Source organism: Pseudomonas simiae (genome assembly GCF_900111895.1).
GTDB lineage: Bacteria > Pseudomonadota > Gammaproteobacteria > Pseudomonadales > Pseudomonadaceae > Aquipseudomonas > Aquipseudomonas simiae.
Window position 1 is genome coordinate 156,274 of sequence record NZ_FOKB01000009.1, and the last position, 12,534, is coordinate 168,807.

Here is a 12,534-nt window from a genome sequence, read left to right on the forward strand (position 1 = left end):
GTGCCAGTCAGTTAGCTTGCTTTAAGCTGCTACCACGACAACGCGTACGGTGGCTTCAACTTCGGCGTGCAGGTGCACGGCTACGTCGAATTCGCCTACGTTGCGGATGGTGCCGTTCGGCAGACGAACTTCGCTCTTCTGCACTTCAACGCCGGAGGCGGTCAGTGCATCAGCGATGTCGTGGGTGCCGATCGAACCGAACAGCTTGCCTTCGTCACCGGCGGTGGCAGTGATAGTCACTTCCAGCTCAGCCAGTTGGGCAGCGCGAGTTTCGGCCGAAGCTTTTTTGTCTGCTGCTGCTTTTTCCAGCTCAGCACGACGCTCTTCAAACGCAGCCAGGTTGGCAGCGGTTGCAGCGGTGGCTTTGCCGTATGGCAGCAGGTAGTTACGACCGTAACCGGCCTTAACGTTCACTTTGTCGCCCAGGTTGCCCAGGTTGGCGACTTTTTCCAGAAGGATCAGTTGCATGTGAAAATCCTCTAACTTTTAACCTTCACCGTTCGCGTTATCGGCGTCTTTCGGCGCCAGACGACCGCGAAAATCAATCAGGCCGTCGACAATGGCCAAAACCACGAGTAACGGATAGATCAGTTGCATGAACACCAGCATCGTTACGTACATCCCCACCAGCCAGAACTTGGCCAGGCGCTTCTGCGCGACCAGCCCATGCATCAGGGCCAGTCCGGAAAACACCAGCGGTACGCTGCAAAACAGCACCAGCAAGGCGGCGTGTGAACCGAAGTACGGTCCGACCACCATGAGTGCCAGCAGCAACATCGCCGGGCCCACGGGGATTCTGATACTGCGAAACTCGCGACCAAAACCACCCGGGTTGTACAACAACGCCTGCCAATAACGCCCAAGCATCAGGCTCAGCAAACTGACGATCTGCATCATTACCGCCATCAGGCCGATCAGGGCCGGTGCAATCAGTGTTGCCAGTCGCGCTCGCTCTTCTACCGACAGCTGCTGGTAGAGTTCCCCGAGGGCCATCGGCAGGATCTTGACGATCTCTTGCGACAGCGCCTCGATCTGCGGGCGGAAAGCCGCGTCAATCAACACCGAAAACACCAACCCCAGTGCCACGCTGACCAGCAGCGTGCGGACCCAGGACTCACTTGCGCGCAAAACCAACGCAAGGCTCGACGACCCCAGCAGCACCAGAAGCACTTTGGGTTCGCCCAGTTGCAGCCACCAGATCAAGGCAGCCACGACTCCCAGGGCCAGGACGCCAATGGCATCCTGCAAACCGCGCCGCAGGAGCACAAGGCATCCAGCGGCAGCACCCAACCAATACAACAACGGCAATGCTGCACATCCAGCCACTACCAGAGTGGCCTGCACACGACCGCGCATGATGAACTCAGCTAAGGCGCGCATGCATTCAATCCCTTACTACTTGTCGACTGCCCGGTCTCAGCGGCCGTGGCTGTCGGTGTAGGCCAGCAGGGCCAGGAAGCGGGCGCGCTTGATAGCGGTGGCCAGCTGACGCTGATAACGTGCTTTGGTACCGGTGATACGGCTTGGAACGATTTTGCCGGTCTCGGATACGTAGGCTTTCAGAGTGTTGAGATCTTTGTAATCGATCTCTTTCACGTCTTCAGCGGTGAAGCGGCAGAATTTACGACGACGGAAGAAACGTGCCATTTGATAGGCTCCTTAAAAGGTCCGTGGATTACTCGTCAGCGTTATCGCTGTTGTCGCTGTCATCACTATCAGCGCTATCAGCGCCTTCGTGCTCAGGACGGTCGCGACGCTCACGGCGCTCACTGCGGTTTTCTTCAGCCTTGAGCATCTCGGATTGGCCGGTAACGGCTTCTTCGCGACGGATGACCAGGTTACGGATCACAGCATCGTTGTAGCGGAAGTTGTCTTCCAGCTCGGCCAGGGCCTTGCCAGTGCACTCAACGTTCAGCATCACGTAGTGAGCCTTGTGAACATTGTTGATTGCGTAGGCCAGTTGACGACGGCCCCAATCTTCCAGACGGTGGATTTTGCCGCCGTCTTCTTCGATCAGCTTGGTGTAACGCTCAACCATGCCGCCGACTTGCTCGCTTTGATCCGGGTGGACCAAAAAGATGATTTCGTAATGACGCATGAATGCTCCTTACGGGTTGTAGCCTGCCGCTCAAAAACGGTCAGACAAGGAGTGAATGACACTTATGGATCTTGCCACGGGGAGGCACATCGGTGCCCGCCTGGAAGGCAAGGGGCGCAATTGTAGAGAAGGGGGAGAAGCGGCGCAAGGTGATTGGTGATTATTTGAACAATGGTTACTGACACCGGAAACCAATGTGGGAGGGAGCTTGCTCCCGATAGCAGTGTGTCAGCCAAACATCAGCTGACTGATACACCGCAATCGGGAGCAAGCTCCCTCCCACATTTTGGTTCTGTGCCAGGCTCGGGATTACTTCTTGGCCTTGGCCTTGGCGCCACGCTGGCGCTGGGCTTCGAACAGGCACACGCCGGTGGCGACCGACACGTTGAGGCTGCTGACGCTACCGGCCATCGGCAGATGCACCAGGTAATCGCAATGCTCGCGAGTGAGGCGGCGCATGCCCTTGCCTTCAGCCCCCATGATCAGGATGGTCGGGCCGGTGAGGTCCTGGTCATAAATACTGACCTCGGCCTCTCCGGCCGTGCCCACGACCCACAGGCCGCGCTGCTGGAGCTTCTCCAGCGTGCGCGCCAGGTTGGTCACAGCCACCAACGGAATCACTTCCGCCGCGCCGCATGCGACCTTACGCACGACGGGTGTCAGGGTCGCCGACTTGTCTTTAGGCACGATCACCGCCAGCGCACCGGCAGCGTCCGCCGAACGCAGGCAGGCGCCGAGATTGTGCGGATCGGTCACGCCGTCCAGCACCAGCAGCAATGGCGCACCTTCGGTACGGTCGAGCAGCTCGTCGAGCATCGCCTCGCCCCAGACCTGGCTCGGACTGACATCCGCCACCACGCCCTGGTGGACGCCCTCGACCCATACGTCCATTTCGCGACGCTCGGCCTGGCCGATGGCAACCTTGTTTTGGGTCGCCAGCTCGACCAACGCTTGCACGCGCGGCTCGCTGCGGCCTTCTGCCAACCACACTTGCTTGACGCGTTTAGGGTGGTGACGCAGCAGTGCTTCTACGGCGTGGACGCCGTAGATTTTTTCCAGACTCATGACTTGGCCTTAGGTTTGCGCGACCCGCCGCTTTTCGCGGGAGCCGAACCCGCTTTGGGCGGGCCTTTACGGTGTTTACTAGGCTTGCTCGACGGATTTTCCGCCCCGCGGGACTTTCCCCCAGACGCCGCTTTACCACCGCTTTTGGCTTCGTTGAGCAACTGCTGCTTCAACTCGCGGCTCTTGCGCAGCTCGGCGTTTTTCGCCGCAGCGTCGCTTGGGCGGTAGGCTTCGGGGGCCTTTTCCTTGGTCGACGAGCGACGACCGGCCTTGGCTGGCGCAGGCTCGGCGGCCGTTGCCTTAGCGGGCGCAGCCTTGCCTTTACTGGCCGGTTCACTGCCACGCTTTTTACGGCTGCCAGGCGATTCGGCTGGCTTGTCAGACATGCCGAAGTCGATCTTGCGTTCGTCGAGGTCGACACGCATGACCTGCACTTCCACGGTATCACCAAGGCGGAAGCTACGGCCGGTGCGCTCGCCCGCCAGGCGGTGATGCACAGGGTCAAAGTGGTAATAGTCACCCGGCAAGGCGGTGACATGCACCAGGCCTTCGACGTAGATGTCGGTCAGCTCGACAAACAAGCCAAAGCCGGTCACGGCCGTGATCACGCCAGGGAAGGTCTCGCCCACACGATCTTTCATGAACTCGCACTTGAGCCAGTTCACCACGTCGCGGGTGGCCTCGTCGGCACGGCGCTCGCTCATGGAGCACTGCTCGCCCAACTGTTCCAGGGCCGCTTCGTCGTACGGATAGATCCGTGCCTTCGGAATGGTCATCGCACCGGCGCGCTTGACGTGCGGCGTGTTCTGCTTGGAGTGGATCACGCTGCGGATCGCGCGGTGCGTGAGCAGGTCCGGGTAACGACGAATCGGCGAGGTAAAGTGGGTGTACGCCTCGTAATTCAGGCCGAAGTGGCCCTGATTGTCGGCGCTGTACACCGCCTGGCTCAGGGAGCGCAGCATGACGGTCTGGATCACGTGGTAATCCGGACGGTCCTTGATGCTGGCGAGCAGAGCCTGGTAGTCCTTCGGCGTCGGGCCGTCCTTGCCTTTGTGCAGGGACAGGCCGAGCTCTCCGAGGAAGGCGCGCAGTTTTTCCAGACGCTCAGGCGGCGGACCGTCGTGCACACGGTACAACGCAGGAATCTCATGCTTCTTCAGGAATTCAGCCGTGGCTACGTTGGCCGCCAGCATGCACTCCTCGATCAGCTTGTGCGCATCGTTACGCGTGGTCGGGGTGATCGCGGCAATCTTGCGCTCGGAACCGAAGACAATCCGGGTTTCCTGGGTTTCAAAATCGATCGCGCCACGGGTATGACGTGCGCCCAGCAACACCTTGTACAGCGAGTAAAGCTGTTTTAGGTGCGGCACCACACCAGCGTACTCGCTGCGCAGAGCCTTGGCTTCGCTGGTCTTCGGCGTTTCCAGGATGGTGCTGACTTTGTTGTAGGTCAGACGCGCCTGGGAGTGGATCACCGCTTCGTAGAACTGGTAGTCGGTCATTTCGCCGGTTTTCGAGATGGTCATCTCGCACACCATGGCCAAACGGTCGACTTTCGGGTTCAGGGAGCACAGGCCGTTGGACAGCTGCTCAGGCAGCATCGGGATCACGCGCTCAGGGAAGTACACGGAGTTGCCGCGTACCTGGGCTTCGTTATCCAGGGCCGAACCGATCTTCACGTAGCTGGACACGTCGGCAATCGCGACGAACAACTTCCAGCCCCCGGAGAACAGGCGCAGCTTGCCGGGCTTGGCCTCGCAGTAGACCGCATCGTCGAAGTCGCGGGCGTCTTCGCCGTCGATGGTGACAAACGGCAGATGGCGCAGGTCGATGCGTTTTTCTTTGTCTTTCTCTTCCACTTCTGGCTTGAGCTTGCCGGCTTCTTTCAGCACAGCCTCGGGCCAGACGTGAGGAATATCGTAGGTGCGCAGCGCAACGTCGATTTCCATGCCCGGCGCCATGTAGTTGCCGACCACTTCAACGATGTCGCCCTGTGGCTGGAAGCGCGCCGTTGGCCAGTGGGTGATCTTCACCTCAACGAACTGGCCGACCTTGGCGGCGCCATTACGGCCCGGCGTGATCAGCACTTCCTGCTGGACCTTCGGGTTATCCGGCACCACAAAGCCGATGCCGCCTTCCTCGAAGTAACGGCCAACGATGGACTCGTGGGCGCGGGATACCACTTCGACAATGACGCCTTCACGGCGACCGCGACGGTCCAGGCCGGAAACCCGCGCCAGGGCACGGTCACCATCGAACACCAGGCGCATTTGCGCCGGGCTCATGAACAGGTCGTCGCTGCCGTCATCCGGAATCAGGAAACCGAAGCCGTCACGATGGCCGGCAATGCGCCCCAGGATCAGGTCGAGCTTATCCACAGGCGCGTAAGTGCCACGGCGGGTATAGATCAGTTGAGCATCGCGCTCCATGGCACGCAAACGGCGGCGCAGGGCTTCGAGCTGGTCTTCGGTGGTCAGACCGAATTCTTCAACCAACTGCTCGCGGCTAGCAGGCGAACCCCGATCGGCGAGATGCGCCAGGATCAGTTCGCGGCTAGGAATAGGGTTTTCATATTTTTCCGCTTCACGAGCGGCCTCGGGATCGAGGGACTGCCAATCGGCCATTAGAGAGTTTTCACCTTGTCTATATGCGGGTTAGTTTGGCATACGCGTATTGAAACGGGAAATTTCAGACGCCAACAAGCCTTTAAAAGCCCTTTGCAGCCCCCGACGAGCAGCTTGCACGACCATTGGCGAAATTTTCCAGGATTTTTTCGTGGCGGGGGTTTACAGCTTAATGACCCCTCCGTATAGTGCGCGCCATCGACGACGGCAACGTTGTTGGATAATGCCCAGGTGGTGAAATTGGTAGACACGCCAGCTTCAGGTGCTGGTGATCGCAAGGTCGTGGAAGTTCGAGTCTTCTCCTGGGCACCAAATTCAGATTAAACCCGCGAAAGCGGGTTTTTTCGTTTCAGCCCTTTGATTTTTAACGGAAAACTTGATTTATTTTTTCGAATCAGGGGTTTACAGATCAAAAAGGCCTCCGTATAGTTCGTTCCATCAACAGCGCAAGCGTTGCTGATAATGCCCAGGTGGTGAAATTGGTAGACACGCCAGCTTCAGGTGCTGGTGATCGCAAGGTCGTGGAAGTTCGAGTCTTCTCCTGGGCACCAAATTCAGATCAAACCCGCGAAAGCGGGTTTTTTCGTTTCCGGGCCTGAAAAACTTCCCCAGCGATTTGCCCCTCGCCCGCACCTGAGAAGCTTTATCGTTTATCCTTGCAATGATTTGTTGCACATAAGCGAGGAAAACTTCGGATGACCATCCGCGATACCCGTCTCAAGACATCTCTTCTGCGTGGCCTGACCCTCACTCTGCTCGGCCTGACCCTGCTCTCGCCCACCGCTTATTCCGCCGACAAGGTTTCCCTGACCTTGTACAACGGCCAGCACAAAGAAGTCGGCGATGAACTCGCCAAAGCCTTCGAGGCCAAGACCGGCATTCATGTCAACGTACGCAAGGGCAGCAGTAATCAGCTCGCCAGCCAGGTCGTTGAAGAAGGCGACCGCTCGCCTGCCGACGTGATCTACACCGAAGAATCGCCACCGCTGAACAAACTCGGCGAGCAAGGCCTGCTGGCGAAAATCGACGCCAGCACCCTCGATGTATTACCCAAGGACTATGTCGGCGCCAATGGCGACTGGATGGGCGTGACCGCGCGCACTCGCGTTGTGGCCTTCAACCCGAAACTGATCGCTGAAAAAGACCTGCCGAAATCGGTCCTGGATTTCGCCGGCCCCGAATGGCAAGGCAAGGTCGGCTTCGTGCCCACCAGCGGCGCTTTCCAGGAACAGGCCGTGGCGATTATCAAGCTGCACGGTCGTGAAGCCGCCGAAGAATGGCTGACCGGCCTGCGCGCCTTCGGCAAGGTGTACAGCAACAACATGGTCGCCCTCAAAGCTGTTGAAAATGGCGAAGTGGCTACCGTGCTGGTGAACAACTACTACTGGTTCGCCCTGAAAAAAGAAAAAACCAACCTGGATTCCCAACTGCATTACTTCACCAATGGCGATGCTGGTGGCTTGATCACTGTGTCTTCGGCGGCGGCGCTGAAGTCCAGCAAGCATCCCAAGGAAGCCCAGCAACTGCTGGCATTCATGGCCAGCGAAGAAGGCCAGCGCGTGATCACCAACACCTCGGCCGAGTACCCTCTGCGCAAAGGCATGGAATCCAACCGCGGCCTCAAGCCTTTCAGCGAGCTGCAACCGCCGAAAGTCACCCCTGCCGACCTGGGCAACGCCGAAGAAGCCCTGGACCTGGAACGTGACGTTGGCTTGAACTGATGAACCCATCGCTACCCGCCCCCGCCCTGCGCGGGGGTTTCAGCCCAAGGCCCAAGCGACCGTCGATCTGGCTGTTGTTGCCGGTGCTGTTTTTGGTCGGCTTGAGCCTGCTGCCGCTGGCCTATGTCGGGCTCAAAGCCTGGCAGGCCGGCTGGGCGGAAGCGGTACACCTGCTATGGCGGCCGTATGTGTTCGGGTTGCTGCGCAACACCTTGGCGTTGATGGTCGGGGTGACGGTCACGTGCGCCGTAATCGGCCTGTCCCTGGCCTGGCTGCTGGAGCGTAGCAACCTGCCAGGGCGACGCATCTGGGGCGTGATCCTGTGCCTGCCATTCGCGGTACCGGCGTTTGTCAGCAGCTTCACCTGGGTGTCGCTGAGCGCGAGTTTCGAAGGGCTCGGCGGCGCCATCCTGGTGATGAGCCTGTCGAAATATCCGCTGGTTTTTCTGCCGGTGGCAGCGACCCTGCGCAATCTTGACCCCTCCCTGGAGGAGTCGGCCCGCACCCTGGGGCTGAATCGCTGGGGCGTGTTCTTTCGCATCACATTGCCGCTGCTGTGGCCGTCGCTACTGGCCGGGGCATTATTGATTGCACTGCATATGCTGGTGGAGTTCGGCGCGCTGTCGATCATCGGCTTGCAAACTTTTACCACCGCGATCTACCAGCAGTTCGAACTGGAATTCAGCAATGCCAACGCCGCGATGCTCTCGGCGGTGCTGTTGGTGATGTGCCTGACGCTGCTATGGCTGGAATTGCGGGTCCGCGGCAAGGGCCGGCATGTGCGTATCGGTCAGGGCGCGGCGCGGCATGCGGAGCAGGTTCGACTGGGTCAGTGGGCACCCTTGGGCCAGGTGTATTGCCTGGCGTTGGCGATCATCGGCAGCGGGATTCCGCTGGGGATGCTCGGTTACTGGTTGGCAGTGGGATCTTCCGCAGCATTCCCGGTGGCGGAGATCGGCGAGGCGTTGCTGTCCTCATTGGCGCTGTCCCTGGCAGGCGCCGCGCTGTGCCTGGTATTGGCCGTACCGGTCGGGTTGCTGGTGGTGCGCTACAAGGGCCGGCTGGCGATCTGGGCCGAACGCCTACCGTACCTCCTGCACGCCCTGCCAGGCCTGGTGATTGCACTGACCCTGGTGTATTTCGCCCTGCACTATGTGCCGGCGCTGTACCAGACCTCCGCGCTGTTGCTGATTGCTTATGCGCTGCTGTTCTTGCCGCTGGCCCAGGCGCCGATTCGCACAGCGCTGAACAAGGCTGCGCCGCAGCTTGAAGACGCTGCGCGCACGCTGGGCGCCTCGTCGTTCAGTGCATTTTGCCGGGTGACCTTGCCGATTATCTTCCCGGCGCTCGGCGCAGCATTTGCACTGGTATTCCTGGATGCAATGAAAGAACTGACGGCGACGCTGCTGCTCAGTCCGACCGGGCTCAATACCCTGGCGACGGCGGTGTGGGCGCACACCTCGAATGTGGAATTCGCGGCGGCGGCGCCCTATGCAGCACTGTTGATCCTGGTGTCTGGGTTGCCGGTGTATGTGCTCACGACACGGATATACCTGAGCCGCTGAGACCGCTATCGCGGGCAAGCCCGACTCCCACCTTTGGAATGCATTCCAAGGCGGGAGCTGGACTTGCCCGCGATGACGCCGTAACAGGCGACGCTAGGCCCGGAATTGCCCCAGGCTCGCCTTCAACTGCGCTGCCAATCCATCCAGCACCTTGCCACTTGCGGTGGTCTCCTGCACCGCCTGGGCGGCACGTTCGGCCTGGGCATGGATGACCTCGACCCGACCACGCACCGCATGGGCACCCTGGGCCTGGTGCTCTGCCGCACGCGTCGCCAAGCCTATCGCGGCATGCACCTGCTCCACCGAAGCCTGCACCGTCTGCTGCAGGCGCACGCTGTCGCGCAGTACCAGCAAACCTTCACTGGCCTGGCGCCCGGCCTTGCCGATGGTGTCCACCGCCTCCCGCGCGCCCTGCTGCAACGCCACAATATGCGCCTGGATATCGCCCGTGGAGCTTTGTGTCTTGCTCGCCAACGCCCGCACTTCGTCCGCCACCACGGCAAAGCCGCGTCCGGTTTCACCGGCACGCGCCGCTTCGATTGCCGCATTGAGCGCCAGCAGGTTGGTTTGCTCGGCGATACCATGAATCACGGTCAACACCACCTCGATCTGCTCGCTTTGCTGGGCCAGCCGCTCGATCACCTGGGACCCCGCCTGTACCTGGCCCGCCAACGCTTCGATCAGGCTGCCGACCTCGGCTGAAGTGCGCGAGTTCTCATCGGTCGCCTGGCGAATATCCACGACCTGCTGCAACGCCGCCTGCATCGCATGGCTTTCGGCCTGTGCCTCGTCGGCCATCTGCGACAGTGCGCGCAAGCTCTCAGCCACTTCATCGCGCTGCAAGCCGGCCGCTGCATCAGCACCGGCATTGCGCAAGGTCATGGCACCGATTTCCACACCCGTACGCTGGGCCACATCCCCGGCTTCGCGCACGATGGGCTGCAACTTATCCACAAAGCGATTGACCGCCGAGGCCATGTCGCCGATTTCGTCCTTGCTGCTGATTTGCACGCGCTTGGTGAGGTCGCCCTCGCCCGCAGCCAAATCATCCATGGCCGCGATCAGCAACTTCAGGCGATTGACTACCCGGCGCCCCAGCACGATGGCGATCAACAGCAATACGCCCAAACCGACCAGCGCGAGCCCCATGCCGATACGCCAGCGCAAGGTGCCAGCAGCGTCCTGGACGGCGCCGGTGGTATTGGCGGTCATCTGGGTTGCAGTGGCCTGTGCGGATTGCAGGCGGGCGCCCATGGCGGCAGCGCTATCAGCCGCCGCGCCCTTGAGACTGTCGCCCACCAGCTGGTCACCACTGGCGATCAGTGCGGCGAAACGCTTATCCAGCGCCACCAAGTCAGCCTCCACCGCGGCAGTGGAAACCCCCATGCGCACCTTGCCGATCTCCACGCCATTGGGGCTGATGGACGCTTCGACATAAAACACAGAAGGGTCGTCTTTCGCCGCGTTCAACACTTTATCCAAGGCGCGGTCACCCTTGCCCTTTTCCAACAGCGCCTGGTTGATCGGGTTTTCACGGTTGAGGTAGCGGGTCAAATGCTCACCCGCCGCGTCGTCATACACTACGAACAGCACGTTGGGATTACGCTGGGCACGCCGGGCGAACTCCGACAGCGTCGGCACGTCGCTGTCCCACATGGCACGCGGCGCCACCGAGGCCAGCAGCTGCGCCATGTCATTGGCAGAGTCCTGCAGGTCTTTTTCCAGGGTCGCACGCAGCTGCTTCTGCTCTTCCTGCAGGCGGGTTGAAAGCCCCGCGGTCAGACGCTGACGGGTACTGGTCGACAAGCTGTCCAGGCTGGATGTGACTTCTTTACCAGCCTGGGCCAGCTCAGCCGACAGTTTCTGGCTGTCGATACCCAGGCGATTGCCCAGATCAGCCTCCAGCGCCGTGACCGTGCTGCGTGTGAGAGCAACCGCCACCAGCACTTGCACCAAAAGAGCGATACCTAGGGTAACGAACACCGGCCGCAACAGACGGCTTTGTAACAATGAGAGAACGGCAGACATCGGGAATCCCTCGACCACGGGTGCCATTAATTTGATAGCACCGCGAAAGAGAGAACCGAAGCAAAGGTCGTGCCGCCCGAACGACAGAAACGACAAAGGGCTCCCCGAGGAGCCCTTTGCTTTTTACATCAACAGCTTATTAAGCGAACGGGTGACGCAGAACGATGGTTTCGTTGCGGTCCGGACCTGTCGAAATAATGTCGATCGGTGCGCCGATCAGCTCTTCAACACGCTTGATGTAGGCACGGGCGTTCGCTGGCAGTTCTTCCAGGGTTTTGGCACCCACGGTCGATTCGGTCCAGCCCGGCACTTCTTCGTACACAGGCTGCAGGCCTACGTAGCTGTCAGCGTCAGTCGGGGCCACATCTTTACCTTCTGCGTCTTTGTAGCCGATGCAGATGTTGATGGTTTCCAGACCGTCGAGCACGTCCAGCTTGGTCAGGCAGATGCCCGAGATGCTGTTCACATCGATAGCGCGACGCAGGATAACCGCGTCGAACCAGCCGCAACGACGAGCACGGCCGGTGGTCGCGCCGAACTCGTGACCTTGCTTGGCCAGGTGCGCACCGACTTCGTCGAACAGCTCAGTCGGGAACGGGCCCGAACCTACGCGAGTGGTGTAAGCCTTGGTGATGCCCAGGATGTAGTCCAGGAACATCGGGCCAACACCCGAACCGGTCGCAACACCACCCGCAGTGGTGTTGGAGCTGGTCACGTACGGGTAGGTACCGTGGTCGATGTCCAGCAGCGAACCTTGGGCACCTTCGAACATGATGTCTTTGCCAGCGCGACGCAGGTCGTGCAGCTCGGCGGTCACGTCCAGCATCAGCGGCTTGAGCAGCTCAGCGTATTCCTTGCACTCGGCCAGGGTCTTTTCGAACTCAATGGCTGGCTCTTTGTAGTAACCCACCAGCATGAAGTTGTGGTAATCCACCAGTTCACGCAGCTTGTCTTCAAAGCGCGGCATGTTGAGCAGGTCGCCCACACGCAGGCCACGACGTGCAACCTTGTCTTCGTAGGCCGGGCCGATGCCGCGACCGGTCGTACCGATCTTCAGCTCGCCACGGGCCTTTTCACGGGCCTGGTCCAGCGCAACGTGGAAGGACAGGATCAGCGGGCAAGACGGGCTGATACGCAGGCGCTCACGCACCGGTACGCCTTTCTCTTCCAGCTTGGTGATCTCACGCAGCAGGGCGTCAGGTGCAACCACGACGCCGTTGCCGATCAGGCACTGCACGCCTTCGCGCAGTACACCCGACGGGATCAGGTGCAAGACGGTTTTTTCGCCATCGATGACCAGGGTGTGGCCAGCGTTGTGACCACCTTGGTAGCGCACTACGGCGGCAGCATGTTCGGTCAGCAGATCAACGATCTTGCCTTTGCCCTCATCACCCCATTGGGTGCCCAGGACTACGACATTCTTACCCATAACA

General features: G+C 60.3%; 10 protein-coding genes and 2 tRNA genes. 4 read left to right on the forward strand and 8 right to left on the reverse strand.

Going from position 1 to position 12,534, the window contains the following annotated elements; translation table 11 throughout:
• Positions 1 to 21 precede the first annotated feature (21 nt).
• The 6 genes from rplI to rnr form a co-directional block, all read right to left on the reverse strand.
• A complete protein-coding gene (gene rplI, locus BMZ57_RS24245) occupies positions 22 to 468 on the reverse strand; it encodes a 50S ribosomal protein L9 (protein ID WP_003171376.1) in 447 nt (148 codons plus the stop codon).
• 18 nt (positions 469 to 486) lie between these two features.
• Positions 487 to 1,380, reverse strand: a complete 894-nt coding sequence (locus BMZ57_RS24250; RefSeq protein WP_010213598.1) for a YybS family protein — start codon at positions 1,378 to 1,380, stop codon at positions 487 to 489.
• 36 nt (positions 1,381 to 1,416) lie between these two features.
• Positions 1,417 to 1,647, reverse strand: coding sequence for a 30S ribosomal protein S18 (rpsR, locus tag BMZ57_RS24255; protein ID WP_002551829.1), 231 nt, complete (start codon positions 1,645 to 1,647; stop codon positions 1,417 to 1,419).
• 28 nt (positions 1,648 to 1,675) lie between these two features.
• Entirely contained in the window at positions 1,676 to 2,098 is a 423-nt protein-coding gene (rpsF, locus tag BMZ57_RS24260; RefSeq protein ID WP_003236224.1) for a 30S ribosomal protein S6, read from the reverse strand.
• Positions 2,099 to 2,407: 309 nt separating this feature from the next.
• Complete coding sequence (gene rlmB / locus BMZ57_RS24265) at positions 2,408 to 3,163, reverse strand: 23S rRNA (guanosine(2251)-2'-O)-methyltransferase RlmB (RefSeq protein WP_010213600.1); 756 nt, start codon at positions 3,161 to 3,163, stop codon at positions 2,408 to 2,410.
• Positions 3,160 to 5,787, reverse strand: coding sequence for a ribonuclease R (gene rnr / locus BMZ57_RS24270; RefSeq protein WP_010213601.1), 2,628 nt, complete (start codon positions 5,785 to 5,787; stop codon positions 3,160 to 3,162). The genes rlmB and rnr overlap by 4 nt, the downstream gene beginning before the upstream one ends.
• 225 nt (positions 5,788 to 6,012) lie before the next feature.
• On the opposite strand from rnr, the gene BMZ57_RS24275 reads away from it, so the two are divergent.
• The 4 genes from BMZ57_RS24275 (at position 6,013) to BMZ57_RS24290 (ending at position 9,073) form a co-directional block, all read left to right on the forward strand.
• Positions 6,013 to 6,099, forward strand: a tRNA-Leu gene (locus tag BMZ57_RS24275).
• A 152-nt stretch (positions 6,100 to 6,251) separates the two neighbouring features.
• A tRNA-Leu gene (locus BMZ57_RS24280) sits at positions 6,252 to 6,338 on the forward strand.
• A 144-nt stretch (positions 6,339 to 6,482) separates the two neighbouring features.
• On the forward strand, positions 6,483 to 7,508 hold the full coding sequence (locus tag BMZ57_RS24285) for an iron ABC transporter substrate-binding protein (RefSeq protein WP_010213602.1): 1,026 nt from the start codon (positions 6,483 to 6,485) through the stop codon (positions 7,506 to 7,508).
• Positions 7,508 to 9,073, forward strand: a complete 1,566-nt coding sequence (locus BMZ57_RS24290) for an ABC transporter permease (RefSeq protein ID WP_010213603.1) — start codon at positions 7,508 to 7,510, stop codon at positions 9,071 to 9,073. The genes BMZ57_RS24285 and BMZ57_RS24290 overlap by 1 nt, the downstream gene beginning before the upstream one ends.
• Positions 9,074 to 9,166: 93 nt before the next feature.
• Here the strand turns inward: BMZ57_RS24290 and BMZ57_RS24295 are convergent, their stop codons facing one another.
• A complete protein-coding gene (locus tag BMZ57_RS24295; protein WP_010213604.1) occupies positions 9,167 to 11,101 on the reverse strand; it encodes a methyl-accepting chemotaxis protein in 1,935 nt (644 codons plus the stop codon).
• A 139-nt stretch (positions 11,102 to 11,240) separates the two neighbouring features.
• A complete protein-coding gene (locus BMZ57_RS24300; RefSeq protein WP_010213605.1) occupies positions 11,241 to 12,530 on the reverse strand; it encodes an adenylosuccinate synthase in 1,290 nt (429 codons plus the stop codon).
• Between the last annotated feature and the right edge of the window lie 4 nt (positions 12,531 to 12,534).